We start from the raw sequence: 17,610 nt of genomic DNA, 5'->3' as shown, positions 1-17,610 counted from the left end.
GAAGCACCCCCGGCGCACGCCACGGCATTTACCACGCCCCCGGCGCGCACCGAAGGTGCGCTGGATCGCTGACCTGCAATTTCGCTGGTCAGAAGCCCTAGCGGCAGACGAGTCGGGCTGTACGCCGGGGAGAATCACCGCAACGCTATGACCTGCACAAACGTGCAGGGAGGACGTTTCCGTGGCTACCTTGATGGCTACGCAAGGAGGCGCCCCGCGCCGGAGCGGTCCGGACGGGGGCTTCGTCGTTCTCGGAGAGGCCGGTTCTGGCGGCCACCGAGGCGGTCGGCATCACCGCCGACATGGTGATCACCGAACTCAACTGGTCCGGTTCAACCCCGCCGACATCGGCGAGGACCTCGCAGTCTCGGCTGGTGGCAGCCTCCGGGACAGGGTTAGGGATACCTCCAGGGCCGCCCGAGGCGGGACACTCACCGGAATCCGTACTAGAATCTGTACAGAATCAAGCCTCTATATGGGTACGGTGACAGCATGGAGATTCCTGAGGTCGTGACCGTCAGCGACGCGCGCGCGAGACTGTCGCGGATCCTGACTGACCTGTCGGAGTCCGGCGCGGATGCCGACCCGGTCCTGATCGGCGCCCACCGCAAGCCCCAGGGCGTCCTCCTGTCCGTCGAGGCCTTCGAGGCGCTGAGCGGCCGAGCGGCACGACGTGCGGCCGTCGCCTCGGCCACCGGCTCCATTGAGGCCGAGGGGCTCCAGGCCTCCGATGCCTCAGACCGCGACACCGAGGCATACGTGAAGGGCGACCTCGACGTGGACACCCTTGTCGCCCGCGCGATCGCCCGCCACCGACAGACTTCGGAGCGGCGGGCAGGGTGAACGATCCGTACGCCATGCCCAACGGCGTGCTGCGCAACAAGCTCGGCATCACCGACCATCAGCTGCTCGCGGCAGCGGAGGCGGACATCACCCGGGCGCGCCTCGTCATGCTCGCCGAACGCCCCCTACCCGGCGCGTACGACCTCGGCCATCTCCAAGCGTTCCATGCCGCGATCTTCGGTGATATCTATCCGTGGGCAGGCGAGTTACGCACCGTGAACATCGCCAAGCGCACACCGTTCTGTCCGGCGAGAAACCTGGTGCCCTACGCCGGAGAGGTCTTCGGTCGTCTCGCCTCCTCCGGTCACCTGCAGAATCTCCACCTGCAGGCATTCGTCATCCAACTGGCCACGTTGTACGGCGACCTGAACGTCCTCCACCCGTTCCGCGAGGGCAACGGCCGTGCCCAGCGGGCGTTCCTTGCCCAACTCAGCGCCGACGCGGGATACGCCCTAAACTGGTCGGGCATGGACCCTCAACGCAACGAGGACGCCTCGGTGAAGAGCTTCCTCGGTGACAATAATCTGTTGGAACAGCTACTCGACGAGCTGGTCACCACGAGTTGACGCCCGTCACTCCGGCTGGCAAGGAAGCCCGGAACAGGGCGTCGCCCCTTGGGAACAGCCTGCCGTCGACGAATCTCCCGATATCCGTCGGCGCGGAGTGCCCTGAGTCGAGGAACGGCGCTGCACCGCGGCGCCGATCTCGCTCGCGCCCCCACCGATGCGGCCATCATCCGGCAGCGCAAGATCGCTCGAAGGCCGCTGCCGAACTTGGGAACGGTGTCCTCAGTGGGACACCATCAGCTGACGGGGTCGCTGCTGCGACCCGGGCACGAGGGCAGTCGGCCCGCACCGCACACCGCTCTGCGCTCCGGGCAAACGCGAGGTCTCAATTTCATCCACCAGGTGTGGGCCGGCACCCCGGCTGCGGTGAGCAATACGGGGTGCTGCCAGCGCACCCCCACTCGTAGGTTGTCTGATTTCCGCCCACTGACGTATGCGGTTGCCGGCCAGTGCGTCCCAGAGCTCAAGCACACGTACTCGGCGCCCCCAGCGGGCGCAGGAAGCGGCTCGGTTCCCCGTTCCAGGTGATGGCCAGGGCGTCGCGAGCCCTGGTCGCCGCGACGAAGAGAAGAGACCGTGCCCGTTGCAGTTCGCGCTGGTGGCGTGTCCGGTCGCTCTGCTCCCAGGCGTCCACAGAGGAGCGCGGGACTTTTCCCTCACTGACCCCTGCGATGATCATGCGCTGGTACTCCAGCCCCTTGAAGCGGTACATGGTGCCGACGTGCACGCCCTCGTCCCGTCGCGGCCCGTCACCGGTGATCTTCGCGGACATGATGCCTCGTTTGGCGAGCCGGGCCACCACGTCATCGGCCATGTCATTCGTCGGGACGCAGATCGCAACCGACTCGCGTGCTACGTCGTGCCACGCCTGCACCTGATCCGCCACCAGGTTGAGTTCCTGCTCCCAGCTTTCGGCACGGCGCAGCAGCGGCCGCGGTCCATACAGCACCGACCGGTAGCCCGCCAGGTCGTCGGTCTCGCCATCGAGGTCGTCGTACTCCGTCCCGTCCAGCAGATGGATCGCCGACTTCAGGATCTCGCGCGTCGTGCGGTAGCTGAGTGTCAGCTTCGAGGATCGGCCCCGGATATGGACGCCCAGGCTGCCGAGAGTGACCTGGTTGTCGTAGATACGCTGGTGAGTGTCGCCGACAAGGAAGAGGTCGTTCGGCTCCTGCGGCGCCATGGCGCGCAGCATCTTCCAGTGCGCGGGGCTGAGGTCCTGGGCCTCGTCGACCACGATGTGACGGTAGCGATAGCGCAGCCAGGCTCCGGTCCCCGACTCGGCGTGAATGTTGCCGGGGCCGCCGCGCTCCTCCTCGTCCCGCCGGCGCTCCTCGATCTTGTGCTTGCGGGCGATCTCCAACTGGGCCGCACGCTCGGCGACTTGGCGGTGGGTTTCCAGACCCTTGACGTCGAGCCGCTGGGTGAAGCGCTCGGCGAGCTGCCAGACCTCGACACGGTCGGCACGGGTGATGCTGCGGCCCCGGCCCGCCCGCCGGACCTTGAAGTAGTCGACGCGGGAGGCGACGGCCTGCCCCAGGATCACCTGGTTCCACTCGTCGCTCAGGAATTCCGCGTCCCAACGGTTGTCGCCCGCCTCCACCAGGAGCTGCCGCCATTCACGCAGGGCCTGGGTGTCGTCGATCCTGCGCTTGCTGTTGCCGGGGTCGGACTCGCTGACGACACGCGTAGCCAGTTGGTCGACGTGCGTGATGTCGACACGGGCCAGCGTCTCGGGGCCGCCCAGCGACATCAGACGGGTACGCAGGTCGGCGGCCAGGTTCTTGTTGAACGTGGTGAGCAGCACGGGCTTGGTGTGGCCCGGGGGCAACTGGTCGACGAGATGCTTCACCCGGTGCAGGGCGACGATCGTCTTCCCGGTGCCGGGGCCACCACCCACCCGGGCCGGCCCCGAGTAGGTGCGATGCACCAGTTTCTCCTGCGTGGGGTGCAGGAAGACCTTCCACCGGCCGAAGTCGCTTTCCTCGATGATGCTCCGCAGCGATGCGTCGTCCGTGATCACCACGGCCCCTGAACGGTCGACGGCCGCCTGCCAGTCGTCGGCGGGGGACCCGTCCGGGCCTTCGTCGCCCTTGACGGAGACCGGCGCTGTGACCTGCTCCTGCACCAGCTCGTACGGGATCCCGTCGCGCAGCCGGAGCAGAACTTCACCGGTGTGCCGCGGCGCGTACTCGGCGAGGCCGAGTAGCTCGTCGTCCGTGGTCAGTTTCAGGACGATGGGGATGAGCGGCTCGGCCACGCCCAGGTCTGCCAGTTGCTGGGCGCTGAACCGGGCGAAGAGCGTCGTCGCGTCCTCCGTCCGCGCGGCCGGGGCATCGGGACGGGTGGACGGGGGCGCCGGTGCCGCGGGGGCCGATCGGCGCAGGACGTCCTCCTCGACGACCTGGAGATCCACGTACTCGATCGCACCGGTGACCTGGTTGATGCCGTAGGCGAGGCGGTCCAGGTTCCGGTGGACGTGTCCGCGGTGCTTGACCGAGACCAGAAGCCAGTCGTCGCCGCCGAGGCGGAGCAGCAGGGCCCGGTACTCACGGTTGACGCGCGCGGACCACAGCCGCTCGTGTCCCTTGAGCTGCTTGAGGTCGAAGCCGCCCGCGTCGGGGTTCTTTCGGAACTCGTGCTGGAACTTGTAGACCGCGCCGACGATCGCCCGGTCCAGCTTGACGATCTCCTTGTCCGCCTTGTCGAGCAGGCGCAGCGTCACGCCCTTGGTCGGCGTGCCGGTGCCGGTCATCGTGCTCGCTCCTCGTCGTCGTTGTCCGGACGGTCGTCCGTCGCGGCCGGTCCTGCCAGTGCGTCCGCCAGTTCCCGGACATCCCACTCGGTCGCGGGGCGCACCAGCCAGCCCGCTCGCGCGTACGCCCGGTCGCGGTCCTCCGCATCGCGGTCCGGGGTGCCGTCGGCGTCCCGGGCCGGGGCCAGGACGACGCCCATGCGGTGCGCGGGCCAGGCCAGTTCGGCGGGCCAGGCCGCGTCGCCCAGTTCGAAGCCGGCTTCCGGTGCGGGGACTCCGAGGGCGGCCAAGCCCTCGGCGAGTTCGGCCAGACCGGCCTCCTCGACGAGATAGGCGATGACCTCGTCCCAGGCGGGGTCGCGCACCGCTTCGGCGCGCACGGCCGTGACCTCACTCGTCTGCTCGGCGCCGTCCGCTTCCCGCTCGTGTCCGCGTCGCCGCGATTCCAGCCACCCGGCGCCGCCGGTCACCGCCAGTTCGACCGGGTCGAAGCCGGGTACCTGGCTCGCCGCGAGCTGCACGCCGTCGCCGTCACCCTCGTTGAGGAACTGGAGCAGGTTGGACCAGTACAGCCAGGCCTGCCAGCGTCTGCGGTGCGCGTTCTCGTCGCCGCTGATCGTCTCCGGGCTGTCGTCCAGGACGGTGAGCCCGGTCCAGGCCGCGCCGGCCTTCCCCTTGCGCAGGTCGAGCGCGATGGTGAGGGGGCAGCCGCTGCTGTCCTTCGTCGCCATGACCTGTACTCCGCCACGCCCTCCGGACAGCCTCTTGCCTGTCAGTGCCTCGACGAGGCGGTCTGCGGTCTCCGGGCCGTCCGCCAGGGCTCTGCTCGTCGCCGAAACCGCCGCGAACCCGGCCAGCGCGCTCTGCGTGCGCCGCCGCCACACACCGGCGTCCGGGCTGGTGAGGTAGCCGATCAGCGTCTCGACGGGGTTGGCCCAGACGAAACGCGGCAGGTCGCGGGGGTCGCCGCCATGCATCCTCCGGTGAATGTCCGAAGCGGTCTTCTGCGCGGTGTTCTGGTACGGCACCCAGACGGGGTCGGCGGCCAGCTTCGACTGTCCGGTCCACGCCCTGACGTCGTCCCAGGTCAACTGGAAGACCTGCCAACCGTGTTCGGAGCGCAGCCGGGTGCGCTTCGTCGCGTCGTCCGCGACACGGTTGTGGTCGGGGCTCGCGTGGTAGCGGTAGCCGTCGAGGTAGACGGCGACGCGCCGCCGGTCGTCGTCCAGGCTGCGGAATACGACATCGGGCACGGTGAAGCCGAGGTCGGTCTGTGTCTCCATGCGCCAGCCGCAGACCGTGCCGTCGGGTGCGGTGAACCGCAGCGTGGTGTCGCGTTCCCCGTCCGGGGTGAGCGCGGTGCGCACGCTGACCTCCTCGACACGATCCGCCCAAGCCAGCAGCCCCCGCCGAAACAGGGCCTCCAGTTCACTCTCGACCTGCTGCACCAGGGAGATGTCCCTGGTGGTGGCGGCCGCTTCGACGTGCCAGCCGTCGCCGGCCCGGCCGAGCAGTTCGCCGAGCATGTCCAGGGCGTGCTCGCGGGAGACCAGTTCGTACTCGCTGTTGCCGACGTGCCGCAGCAGGCAGCGGTGGCAGGCGGGCCGCCCCTCGGCGACGCAGACGCAGGCTTCGATGACCTGCCGGGCCCGGGTGAGCACGTCGTGCAGCCCGCCCGGACCCGCGAGCCGGTGCAGATAGCCGGTGCCGCCGGGCAGGGTGTCGTACAGCACGAGGAAGTGTCTGCGTACGTCCCCGTCGCCGCCGGGTTCGGGCATCGAGTCGGTGACCACGGCCAGGTGGTCGGGGTCGCCGCCGTAGCTGCGGGCGATGCCCGCGAGGAGCACCGCTTTGAAGGATGCGAGCCGTTCCGCGGTGTGGGCGGTGACGGCGGGGATGAGGATGCGCAGTGCCTCGCTGCGCAGTTCGTGCGCGAGGAGCAGTTTCACGCCCTGTTGTGCGGCCCTGCTCTCGTCGAGCCCGTCCCGCAGCCTCGGGCACCACGGCCGGTGGTACTTGGCGGCCCGCGCCGGGACCAGTGCCTCCTGTTGCCGGTCGGCCGGCCCGCCGTCGGGGTCGGCGTATCCGCAGGAGTCGCAGACCCAGAAGGGGTTGAGTCGCACCCGGCGCCCCGCGAAGGCGTCGTCCGCCCCGCCGTCCACGCGGGACGCGCCCACGTTGATGTGCCGGATCACCGCCTGCCGGGTGAACTCCCAGCCGAAGGTGGCCTTTTGGTGCTTCCACCCCGACTCGACGTGTTCCTGGGGGATATCCACGGCCGGTACGACGGTGTAGTGGCGGCGCTCCCGTTCGTCAGTGTCGTCCCGTACGCGTACGTCGTCGCGCTCGTCCCGGGCCAGGACGCGGTGGGGCACCAGGACCTTGTGCAAGCAGCCGACGTCGCCGATGGCGGCCGAGCGGCAGCGCGGGCAGGCGGAGGAGTCCTGCCGTGCCTGGTGGGTGCGCACGTGTCCGCAGTCGGGGCAGATCCGCCACCACAGCCAGGACGGGCGGCCGGGGCTGCCGATGTCGAGGCCGGTGATGCGGTGCTTGTAGCCCTGTACGTAGTAGTGGTTGCCGGGCGCGAAGTCCTCCAGGGCCAGGCGCGCCGAACGGTCGTACTTGAGCACCTTGCTCCGGTGCTCGACGCGGGCACCCGCACCCGCCTCCGCACGCGTGCCCGTCTGCTCCTCCCGCCAGGTGAGCGTGGCCTCCAGCTCGGTCACGGAGTCGACGAGGCTGTAGTTGGGCAGCAGGCCGAGGTCGACGAGCGTGCCGTGCGCGGTGCCGCGGCTGATCTCGCCCGACCGGTAGGCGACGGCACGCCGCTCGGCCCTCAACTCCCTTCCCTGCCGGTCGTGTTCGGGGTCTCCGGCCACCAGGGCCCGGTGAGCGGCGTCGATGGCTTCCATCCGGCGACGCATCTCGCCGCGTCGGCTGTCCCACTGGGTTCGGGCACCGTCCAGGGCGTCGGCCAGGCCGCCGGTCGCGTAGGCGCGCAGTTCGTCGGCGGCCTGCGGGCTGACGCCGGTGCCCTTCTTCTCGTCGTACGGCGGGAAGAGCCCGAGGAAGATCTCGACGAGGCGGGCCCCGTCGGCGAGCGCGGCCCGCCGGAACTCGGCCAGCCAGGCGGACGGGCCGAACAGGTCGGTGGCCAGATGCGGCATCGGGCGGAGCGGGGCGCCGCCGTCCTCCGGTGCCGAGGGCAGGCGTCCGGCGCCCGCGAGGTCGAGGAGATGCGCGAGGTACTGGCGGCGCAGGATCTCGATGGCGGACAGGTAGCAGCCGGGCGGCTGGATGTCACCGGCGATCATCTGCCGGGGGTCGTCCAGGTAGTAGCGGTCTCTGGGGCCCCGGTCGACCATGGTGAGCAGATACGCGTTGCCGGTGGCCCGGCCCGCGCGGCCGACACGCTGGACGTAGTTGGCCGGTCCCTTGGGCAGCGAGGCGAGGACCACCGCGGACAGGTCACCGATGTCGATGCCCAGTTCGAGCGTCGGGGTGCAGGAGAGGACCTGCGGGTTGGCGTAGTGCGCTTCGGTGCCCGCTCGGAACGCCTTCTCGACGGCTTCGCGCTTGGGGCGGCTGAGGGTGCTGGTGTGCTCGGCGGTGTTGATGGTGAACACTCCGGCGTCGCGGTACATCCGCCGGTAGAAGTCCTCGGTGAAGTCCCGTCGCCGTACGCCGCTTTCGAGGTCCTGTCCGGTGCGCAGCCGGCCGCCGCAGCGGTAGCGCGGGCAGGGGCGGCCGTGCCACTGGTCGGCCAGGTCGGGGTGGACGGTCTGCTGCCAGGAGCAGTCCGGGCAGTGCGCGGAGGCGTCGGCCACGAGGTCGTCCGCCAGTTTGCGGACCTGGATGTGGCCGGGCTGGAGCCCGAACACGCGGGTCGTGCCGTCCCTGGCGGTGCGGGCCGAGAGCACACCGGCGTCGACGAGGGCGGGCAGCAGCCGGACGAGGAAGGCGTTCGCCGCGTCGGGGCGCAGGCCCAGGCTGCGCCGCGTCCAGTCCTGGTACCAGCCGAGGCGTCCGGTCACCACGTCGAAGTCGGCGCTGCCCTGCTTGGGGCTGCCGAGGAGGAAGCCTGGGGCGGAGACGCCGGGCGGGAAGGCGGGCATGCCGGTCTTGCGCCCGCCCCAGATCAGCCAGCGCCGCACACCGGCCTGGTCGATCCAGTCGTCGAGCCAGGCGTGCCGGACGGCGCCACGGGTCCGCAACCGCTCCAGGAGGCCCCGGACGTGACCGATCCAGTCGTCGGGTCCGGGCAGGGAGCCGTCCGGCAGGGCGATGTCGCCGGGCGTGGTGTGCAGCAGTTCGCGGACGATCTCGGCGACGGCGTCGGGGTCGGAGAGGGGGACGTCCGCCGCGACCGTGCGGGTCAGTTCCAGGGTGCGGCCCCGCCGGGAGCGGAGTCCGAACTCCAGGACGGCCGAGAACGCGAGGCGCTGGGCGATGAGTTCCCAGGTGGGCTCGGTGCCGCGGCCGCGCCCGGACAGGAGGGCGTCCACGCCGCGCACGACGTGCAGATCGGGCGGGATGACGGCGGCCTGTACGGCCCTGCTGTCGACGACGTCCGCGATGAGGTCGGCCGCCAGATCGCTGAGCGCGACCGGTTCGTCCTCGTCGATGCGGCTGGCGAGCAGCGAGCGGAAGGAGAAGGTGTACGAGCGGCTGGCGACATAACCGGCGCGGTGGGCGGCGTCCTGCACCGAGTCGTTGAACAGGAGGGTCTTGTCCTCGCGGAGGTTCTTGTCGAGCTCGCCGCCGGTGAACAGCTGGGTGATCGAGGCCGCGGCGAGCGCGGCGAGGCCGGTACCGAGGTAGCGGATGGAGTTGAACGTCCGGCAGGCCGGGCACTGGTCGCCCTGCGCCGCCCGGTCGTCGGCCAGGTCGGTGAGCACGAACGCGCTGTCGTGCAGCGCCTTCGGCGCGCGCGGTGCGCCGTCGCCCTGATCCGCCTCGAAGTCCGCTTCGGGCGACACGGGCCGCAGCCGCCCGCTCGTCCCGTCGAGCACCATCACGATCGGCCCGCTGCGGGGTTTCTCGGTGGCGAAGGCCGCGTCGTGGGCCTGCTTCGGGGTGGCAGCGATCATGTTGCGTACGCGGCGCTTGTCCCGGCTCACCGAGGCGCGGCGGATCTTCGTGGCGGCCATGTCGAGCTCCGCCGGGTCCGCTTCCGGGGACAGCGCCGCCCAGCCGGAGCGCCCGCATTCGCGGCAGAAGACGGCGGGCAGGAACACCTGGGCGGGCGGCACGGCACTGTCGCCTGCGGGCACCGCCTCCGCCGCGTCTGCGGCCGAACCCGGCCCGGAGGCGCCGCCATCCGGTTTCGACGCACCGCCACTTGAGCTCCGGGCCAGTTTCCCGCCCGAGGTCACCCGCTCGTCGTCCCAGCGGAACTCCGCGCGCGCTGCGCTGATTCCGCGCAGCACCCGCGACACGGACCGCACCCAGTGGTGGATCTCGATGGACAGCAACGGACTGCCCGGAATCTTCGGGTCGCGCGCGGTCGACAGCAGTGCCACGTACCGGGCCAGGGCGCGGGCCGCGACGGCCGGGTTCTGCTGCACGGCCATGCCCCAGTGGTAGGCGTAGCGCGGCAGGACCTCCAGCACCTCGGCCATGGTGCGCGGGCTGCCGTCCAGGATCTCCAGGACGGCGGCCGTCAGCCGGTGGCGGCGCAGTTGCCGACCGAGCTGCTCCGGGCTCAGTCCGCTTTTGCCGGTGAAGGCCGCCGCGAGCTGGTCCAGCGCCTCCCGGTCCCGGGTGGGGTCGCCGAGCGCGGCCACCTCGTGCGGCGGCGGGAACGGCAGCGTGAAGTCGCTGGCGCCCCCGAACTCCTCGACGCTGCGCCGGCTCTCGCCCACCACTGCGTCGGGCGGGAACGGCACTCCGAAGACCTGCTCCGCGACGTCCAGCATGGAGCTGCCGCCGAAGCCGGGCGCACCCTCGCCCAGGGTGGCCGAGGTGGCGACGGGGCACACCTTGCCGAGCGGCCGGCCCGGCTCGGCGAGGCCGGTGATGGCGCCGAGCCGGCGCAGCAGCATCGCCACGTCGGTGCCCTGGGCCCCGTCGTAGGTGTGGAACTCGTCCAGGACGACGTAGGCCAGGGCCGATCCGCCGCCTCCGCCGCCCTCCGACTGCCACAGCCGCTGGTCCTCGGGCCGCTGGAGCAGCAGGTCGAGCATCTTATAGTTGGTGATCAGGATGTCGGGGCGGGTACGGCGGATCTCGTCACGGTCGACGGCCACGCGCGCGTTGGCCTGTTTGAACTCCTTGGACGCCTTGTCACCGATGTAGAGGCCCGCCCGTACGCCGACGTCCCTGAGCCGCGCGTCCCTGGGGTCGTCCAGGCGGTTGTTGATGCGGTGGGCCTGGTCGGTGGCCAGGGCGTTCATCGGATACAGCAGGACGGCCTTGACCCCCTCCCGCCCGGCTTCACGCTCGCGGCGGCAGTGGTCGAGGATCGGCACCAGGAAGGACTCCGTCTTGCCGGAGCCGGTGCCGGTGGTCACCAGGGTGGGCCTCGCCGGCCCGTGCAGCGTGGACAGTCGCTCCCATGCCGCCTCCTGGTGGCGGTGTGGGTGGAAAGGCGGACGCGGCCACCAGGTCAGGTGCCGCTGCCAGTCGTCGCCCTCGGCCGCCCTGAAGGGCGTACGGATCCGCAGATAGGGCCCGCGGAAGATCCCATCCTCGGCGTCGCCGAGGAACCGCTCCAGGGCGCCGCGGGTGCTTTCGTCCGCCAGGGCGTACGTCGTCGACAGGTACTGGCTCAGGCTGTCGCGTACCTGTTCGGCGGCGAGGGTCGGTCGCACCCCGGCTTCTCCTTCGTTCCGTCTGCTTCTTCCTCGCACCAAAGGTAATGGGCGGGGCTGACAGTCTGGCCCTCCGGAACAGTCGCGACCTGCGGCGACGAACTGTCGGTGGTGTCTCAGACCCCGAGTTTGCGCCCCACGTAGGCGATACGGACAGTGCGTTCCTCGTGGAGGAGCCGGAAGTGCATACGCCCCGGCGTGGGCAGGAACTCGCAGTGCCAGTCGAAGAGCTCGTTCTTGCCGCCGTCGCTGAACCAGCACAGCCGCCTGCGCGTCCTGAACTCGGTCCGCACATCGGACCTCCACCGGGGCCCGATGGGGCGGGCGGCGGGGTCCCACTCGGACACCGCCGCCTCCAGCTCCGCGAGGCGCTCCCGCACCGGCCGCACCCACACCTCGGGCAGCTGCCGCAGATCCTCCTCGACCCTCGGCAGGAACTGAAGGTGCGGGAAGAAGGCCGCCCGCCCCTTCCACAGCTCCTCGCCCCGCCGTACGGCGTCCAGCCCGCCCCTGCGGACCGCCTCGGCGCGTTCCTTGATCCAGCCCCGGTGTGTCTCGAAGTGGTCCCGCCCCGCCATGTGCCGGACGGAGACCTCGCTGGTCTCGGACTCGCCGGACTCCCCGTCGTCACCCTGCACCAACTGCTCGCGTTCCAGCGTCAGTTGGTGCTCGTTCCAGCATGCGTCCACTAATAAGGAGACGCCGAGCCCGTCCATCAGATGGGCCGCGCCGAGCCCGTCGACCGTTTCGCCCCGGTGGCGGTACTCGACGTCGAAGTAGCTCTCCCCGTCCGGGAAGACGGTCCGGTACGGCCACTTGCTCTGCATCAGGAGCAGCCGCTGCCACAGTTCCTTGTTGCGCGGCGCCCCGTGCCATTTGCCGATCGGATGACCGTCGGCGATCTGGAGCCCGGTTATGGGCTCCCTGCTCACCAGGACCGTGCCGGACCGGTCGGCGCGGACCACCGCGAGGACCGCCTCAGCAAGTCCGGTCATGGCCCGTTCGGCGCGCGCCGGATCGCATCCGGTTCCGCAGGATCTCTCGTTCAGGAACAGCAGCGGCACATCTCCCCCTCGTGATGGCGTACGCGCGCTTTCATGGCCGGCGGGATCCCGGCGGTCCGGTGACCGGTGACCGGGCGGTCAGCTGAGCAGTTGGTCGAGCGTGTTCTCCAGCTCGTCGAAGAACCCTTCGGGCCACTGGTCGAGCCGGCCGTCCCGGTCGATGCTCGGGCTGACGACGTCGACGCCCTCGCCGTCGCCCCGGAAGTAGTGCAGGACTGCCTGCTCAGGGGCGAGCACCCCTCGCTTCACCGCGAGGCGCACACCGTTCAGCACATGGTCGCTGTGTGTCTCGACGACGAGCTGCGCGCCCTGTGCGGCGGCAGCGGCGGCGAGCCCCGCCATCCGGGTCTGCCCCTGCGGGTGCAGATGCGCCTCGGGATTCTCCAGAAGGACGAGCGAGCCGGGCCGCGCGGTCAGGCAGGCCACGACGATCGGCAGGGCGTACGTCAGCCCGAAACCGACGTTGGTCGGGCGCCGGCGCGTACCGTTCGGGCCCGAGAAGCCGTACGACAGCCGCACCACATCCGTGCCGTCGATGGCGGCGGCCTGGATGTCGACCCCCGGGCACAGCTCCCCCACCCAGGCGGCGGCCTGTGCGAGCAGCCCCTTCGCGGCGGTGCTCCGGTGCCGCAGCGGTCCCTCGGGGACCTCGTTGTCGGTGGCGTGGTGGCGAAGGAAGTTGACGGTGTGTTCACCGCGTACGCCGAGGAAGCCGCGGCCGATGGCCGTGTGGTGGTCGCGCGGGTAGAACTCCGCCGGGGAGATCCGGTCGGCGTGCAGATACTGGAAGCCCGCGGTGAAGTAGCCGGGGATGACGGCGGCGTCCCCGACCGGCGGAGTGGCACCCTCGCTGGTGAGCGGCAGGTCGACGGCGCTCAGCGGCAGCAGGTTCTGTTCGGGCTCGTAGGCGACGGTCCAGGAGTAGCGGTACGCGCCTTCGCTCACGGCGAGCGTGATCTCCGGCTCGTCCTCGGTGAAGTTCTCGTGCAGGACGTCCCGGCCGGTGCCGAGGCCGACGAGTTCGCCGTTGAGCAGGAAGCCGTTGCCGGGGACGGTCCCGACCTTCAGCTGTCCCTCCCGGGCCGCCTCGCCCGCCCGGTCGAGATCCCCCGCCGTGTGCGACTGGTGCAGCATGGCTAACGCCTGTAGGACGCTGCTCTTTCCGGAGGAGTTCAGACCGGTCAGCAGAGTGAGCGGCCCCAACTCCAGGTCCGCGTGCTGGAACGCCTTGAAGTTCATCAGCGTCAGCCGGTCAATCATCGCTCGCCATCCTCAAGAAGAGCTCGCCCATCATGCTGAACCGGGTCCGTACCTTCTTCGGGTCGCCGGTGGCGACGGAGATGGCGCGGTCGAAGTCCCAGTCCTTCATCAGCTCGAAGTACTCTTCGAGCAAGTAGTCGCTGCAACGTAGCAGAGCGTCACGCCCCTGATCGCCGAGGGTCGCGAGATTGACAGCCACAGCCTCGAACAGGGCTTTGTTGATGGGTGACTTGCCCTTGCCGCCCTTCCATTTCCTGAACGCGTGGTCCCCGAAGAGATCGGCGGCGCACCACATAGCCTTCTTGAACTCCACTGCCAGGTTGTAGCGTTGGCCGAGGCTGAGCCGGTTGACGCGGTGCATGGAGTCAACGAGGAACTGGTCGAAGTCCCGTTCCTTGTGCTCGGACGGGTCGGTCAGCCGGAACGCCATGAAACGCAGGACCATCTCGCGGTCGGCCATCCGCTCGTTCGACACGCTCTCGCCGGTGGCGGTGATGAACGCCGGGTCCTCGGCCAGATCGGCGAGGTACGTCCTGGCGGGCCCCTTGATCATGGCGTGCCGGATCTCCTGCGGCTTCAGGGGCATACCGCCGGTGTTGATCCGCGAGAAGACGTTGAATTTGACGGTCTCCGGAGTCCCCTGCTGAATGATGTGCACCACGAGCTGGGTCTCGCGCAGCCGGATCTTCAGCCGCCCGGCCAGTTCCTCGTATCCACAGCCGTGGTACTGGTGGAGGTAGTCGAGCCCGCGCAGGGTCAGCGGCCGCATCCCGAGAGCTTCGGGGGCCATGAAGCGGGCGATCGCGGTGAGCCGCTGGATGCCGTCCACGACCGCCCAGTTGTCGTCGGCGTCCTGCGCCATGTGGAACGACGAGATGGGGATGCGCAGCAGCAGCGACTCGATGAGGCGGCTCTGGTCGACGTCGCTCCAGATTCCGGCGCGGCGCTGGAAGTCGGGAGCCAGGTCGATCATCTCCTCCCGCATCCGGGACAGCAGCAGGTCGACGGTGGTCGCTTGTGTCTCGATCTTGATGCTCTCAGGTCGGAAGGGGGCGGAGATCGCGTCGGGTCCGTCGTCCTGGTCCCCGTCGTCGGGGTCGGCCTCGTCGGCGGGCTCCTCCAGCTCGACTCCGGTCGGCCGCCCGTCGTCACCGACCTCGACGGGGACGAACAACGAGGGGAAGAGGCCCGACGGCTCCGGGTCGTCGCTCTCGTCGAGGGGCAGATACCGCTGGAACCTGCTGGGGCGCTCGCCCCCGCCGGCCCGCCGCCTGCTGCCGCTGTCCTCCAGGCCCGCCATGTCTCCGCGTCGCCGCCCCTCACTCGTGACCTTGCAACTCCTCCGGGTCACCTTATAGACGGCGTACGCGCCCGTCAGCGCGGCAGGTCCAGCTCAGCACGCGGTCCTGCCGACCGGTACGCGGCACTGTCTTGACAGTTGATCAGCCACCTCGGGAGGCTGGCCGGGATGGACTCCCACCAAGCCCGTGAAGGGTTAACCGAGAACAACGCACGGCGGGCCATGCTTGCCGCGTGCGACTCTGCCGGACTGCCCCAGTTCCCGGACGCGGATCTCCTGCGGCTCGGAGAGAACGCCTTGTTCGCCCTCCCCGAGGTCGGCGTCGTTGTCAGAGTCGCCCGCTCGACGGAGATGGCCGACAAAGTAGCCAAGGAACTGGCTGTGGCCCGCTGGCTCGCAGGGCACGGATTCCCATCCGTGCACCCGACGGGTGCCCCACAGCCCATCAAGGCCGACGGCCGGCTGGTGACGTTCTGGGAATACGTGCCGGACAGCTCTCCCCCCGCCTCCTTCACTGTTCTGGCCGCGCTTCTCCGCGACCTGCACGCCCTGCCGGATCCAGGCTTCCCGCTGCCCGTCCTTGATCCGTTCCCCATCATGCGCCGTCGTCTTGAGGTCGTCTCCGGGATCAGACGCGAGGACGTTCGCTTCCTCGCTGAAGCCTGCGACAACGCGGAGGACGGCTTCCGCGCCCTTGTCGCCTCCTCACCCCGGCACTTGGTGCACGGCGACGCCCATCGCGGCAACGTCCTGTGCGACGGCGACCGCGCCCTGCTCATCGACTACGAAGCGGTGGCGATCGGTCCACGGGCCTGGGACCTGGTCCCCACAGCCATGGCCGTGGACCGGTTCGGCCTGCCGGCAGACGACTATGCGGACTTCGTCCGCACCTACGGCACCGATGTCACCGAGTGGCACGGCTATCCGGTGCTCCGCACGACGCGGGAACTGGGTATGACGACCTGGCTCATGCAGAACGCCCAGTCCGGTCCGGCGGCCGACGAGTTCGCGGTGCGTATGGAGTCTCTGCGAAAGGGTGACCTTGAACGGCGCTGGCACGCGCTCTAACGGCTCGGGCGGCGACCTCTTCGCCCCCTATGCCTCCCGACCTCATCTCCGTATCACGACGGTCTACTCGACGTCCTGGGTCTGCGACCCGGCCCTGCTGCCTCCGGATGGCCACGCTCCGACGGACGCGCTCGCCTTCGGCCGTCTGGCACCGTTCTACGAGATGGCCAGAAATCAGTTACCAAGGGTTCTCCGGAAGGAATCCCTCGACTGCTCGTCTCTCGTATGCCAACGCTGGCAACCAGGCGCACCCACGGCCGCCACGCTCTGGCATTTCCTGCATCCTTCGGGCCAGGTGCTGGTCGCCCTGACGATGGACGTCCCGCTGGGCCTCGTCGAATCCGTTCCCCTGATGGAAGACCTCTACTACGCGAGCATTCAATGCTCGGGCGTACCGCTGGAGCGGCTCGCGGGTGAGCGCGTCGGCTACCGCCCGGAGCATGCGCAGGGGCAGACCCCCGGCTTTCTCCCCGAGCGGCACCAACTGGTCTTCCGCAGCGTCGCATCCCCCGCAGACGCCCCTGACGACGACACCATCCAGCGGGTCATCTACCGTTCCGACCTCCCGTACCGACCGGAGCACAGCTCCATCACCTATCCGGCCGAACTCAACAGACGGCCCACCACCGTGGGTGCTCTCGGGCCGTATGCGAGCCTCATCTGCGGCCATCAGGACTACATAGAGAACTGCGTCCTGCTCTCTGCCGTGCAGACCGTGGGATCAGCGGCGCGTCTGCGGGAGATCCGAGAAGTCGCCTACGCCTACGGGCACCGTTTCCGAGCCCGGTCCGACGGCGAACGCGACATGCACCGCCGCCGCACCATGCTGGAGTCCATCTCCGAAGGACTGAGCCACCTCGAACTGGAGCTCAGTTACAGCGTGGAGGCCGGCGGCGACATCGGAACTCTCGTACCGGCGCTACGAGTGGAGAGCTTCCACAACGCCCTCTACGCCGCGATGGGGCTCACCGAGCGCTCCACCACCATCGGACAGATGCTGAGCCGACTGAGCAACGCCATCGCCGCCGAACTGACCTCGGTCGAGAGCGCCGAGCAGCGAGCCGGGGACCGCCGTCGAATCCGGACCGTCGTGGCGGTCACCTTCGTCACCACGGTCTCCGGTACCCTCAGCCTGCTTTTCGGCTTCTTCGGCATCAACGCTCGGCAGGTGGACGAACACCGGTCGATGTTCGATGACAGCTACACGCCGATCTACGCGCTCATCGCCCTCATACTGGCCTCCGCCGTGGGGATCTTCGGCGGGATGCGACTGCACGAACGCTGGACCGAACGGCGTGAGCGCAGCCGTATCCGCACCTGGGAGACCATCCACGGTCTCCTGGCCCGCGAATTCGGCGCCGTCATTCTCGACCCGGCTCGCATGACAGCTTCTCCGCCAACCCCAACGGTCCCCGGCACCAGGACCCGCCCGCCGGATGAGGAACCGCAGCCTTCCGGCACTCCCACCCGGTAGTTCACCAGTCCTTGGCGGCGTCCGGACCTGTCCGGGCGCCGCAAGTGGAGCGCTCGCGTGAGGCGTCGGCGCGGCGGACGACCCGGCTGAGCTGTTCTCCGACCACCGTGGCCGTCGGGCGAACACGTCAGTGCGGCAGGTCCACTTCGACGCGTACGGTCTTGCCGACCGGTACGCGGTCCAGGACGGCCCAGCGGTCGGCCAGCTCCGCGACGAGCAGCAACCCTCGCCCGTCCTCGGAGCCTGCCTCCGGGACGGTGATCTCGTCGGGCCGGAGAGGCCTGCGCTCACCGCGCGCGTCGGAGACATCGATGCGCAGGGTGCGCACGTGCGCGTACATGTCGAGACTGAGCCGGAGCTCGAAGTCCCGGCCCGGTACGTGCCCGTGTGTGAGTACCGGTAGGCCACTGGCGAGGTTTCCGCTGCGCGGACCCTTTTCCAGTGGCCCCCGGCCCGAACCCGCCGTGC

At 69.8% G+C, this 17,610-nt stretch carries 10 protein-coding genes; 4 read left to right on the top strand and 6 right to left on the bottom strand.

What is annotated here, in order from left to right; genetic code table 11:
- Positions 1 to 492 precede the first annotated feature (492 nt).
- Together NLX86_RS33490 and NLX86_RS33485 are read left to right on the top strand one after the other, a co-directional pair.
- Positions 493 to 843 carry a type II toxin-antitoxin system Phd/YefM family antitoxin gene (locus NLX86_RS33490; RefSeq protein WP_254375599.1) on the top strand — a complete coding sequence of 117 codons (351 nt, stop codon included), beginning with the start codon at positions 493 to 495 and terminating at the stop codon, positions 841 to 843.
- Positions 840 to 1,409 (top strand): Fic family protein, encoded by a 570-nt coding sequence (locus NLX86_RS33485; protein ID WP_254375598.1) that lies wholly within the window; start codon positions 840 to 842, stop codon positions 1,407 to 1,409. The genes NLX86_RS33490 and NLX86_RS33485 overlap by 4 nt, the downstream gene beginning before the upstream one ends.
- A gap of 463 nt (positions 1,410 to 1,872) precedes the next feature.
- Here NLX86_RS33485 and NLX86_RS33480 read toward each other — a convergent pair whose 3' ends face one another.
- The 5 genes from NLX86_RS33480 to NLX86_RS33460 form a co-directional block, all read right to left on the bottom strand.
- On the bottom strand, positions 1,873 to 4,164 hold the full coding sequence (locus tag NLX86_RS33480) for a UvrD-helicase domain-containing protein (protein WP_254375597.1): 2,292 nt from the start codon (positions 4,162 to 4,164) through the stop codon (positions 1,873 to 1,875).
- Complete coding sequence (locus NLX86_RS33475) at positions 4,161 to 10,976, bottom strand: DEAD/DEAH box helicase (RefSeq protein WP_254375596.1); 6,816 nt, start codon at positions 10,974 to 10,976, stop codon at positions 4,161 to 4,163. Before NLX86_RS33475 ends, NLX86_RS33480 begins: the two co-directional genes overlap by 4 nt.
- A 116-nt stretch (positions 10,977 to 11,092) precedes the next feature.
- A complete protein-coding gene (locus NLX86_RS33470) occupies positions 11,093 to 11,971 on the bottom strand; it encodes a hypothetical protein (RefSeq protein ID WP_254375595.1) in 879 nt (292 codons plus the stop codon).
- A gap of 147 nt (positions 11,972 to 12,118) precedes the next feature.
- Positions 12,119 to 13,300, bottom strand: coding sequence for a DUF3696 domain-containing protein (locus NLX86_RS33465; RefSeq protein WP_254375594.1), 1,182 nt, complete (start codon positions 13,298 to 13,300; stop codon positions 12,119 to 12,121).
- Positions 13,293 to 14,600 (bottom strand): DUF262 domain-containing protein, encoded by a 1,308-nt coding sequence (locus NLX86_RS33460; protein ID WP_254375593.1) that lies wholly within the window; start codon positions 14,598 to 14,600, stop codon positions 13,293 to 13,295. Before NLX86_RS33460 ends, NLX86_RS33465 begins: the two co-directional genes overlap by 8 nt.
- A gap of 168 nt (positions 14,601 to 14,768) precedes the next feature.
- On the opposite strand from NLX86_RS33460, the gene NLX86_RS33455 reads away from it, so the two are divergent.
- Complete coding sequence (locus NLX86_RS33455; RefSeq protein ID WP_254375592.1) at positions 14,769 to 15,668, top strand: phosphotransferase enzyme family protein; 900 nt, start codon at positions 14,769 to 14,771, stop codon at positions 15,666 to 15,668.
- A gap of 295 nt (positions 15,669 to 15,963) precedes the next feature.
- Positions 15,964 to 17,142 carry a hypothetical protein gene (locus tag NLX86_RS33450; protein ID WP_254375591.1) on the top strand — a complete coding sequence of 393 codons (1,179 nt, stop codon included), beginning with the start codon at positions 15,964 to 15,966 and terminating at the stop codon, positions 17,140 to 17,142.
- A gap of 127 nt (positions 17,143 to 17,269) precedes the next feature.
- On the opposite strand, the gene NLX86_RS33445 is transcribed toward NLX86_RS33450, so the two are convergent.
- Positions 17,270 to 17,610, bottom strand: a 341-nt coding sequence (locus tag NLX86_RS33445) for an ATP-binding protein (RefSeq protein ID WP_254375590.1), incomplete at its 5' end; no start/stop codon positions are given.

This window comes from Streptomyces sp. A3M-1-3, from assembly GCF_024213665.1.
In the GTDB taxonomy this organism is placed as follows: domain Bacteria; phylum Actinomycetota; class Actinomycetes; order Streptomycetales; family Streptomycetaceae; genus Streptomyces.
This window is presented reverse-complemented; position numbering and strand designations above follow the sequence as displayed.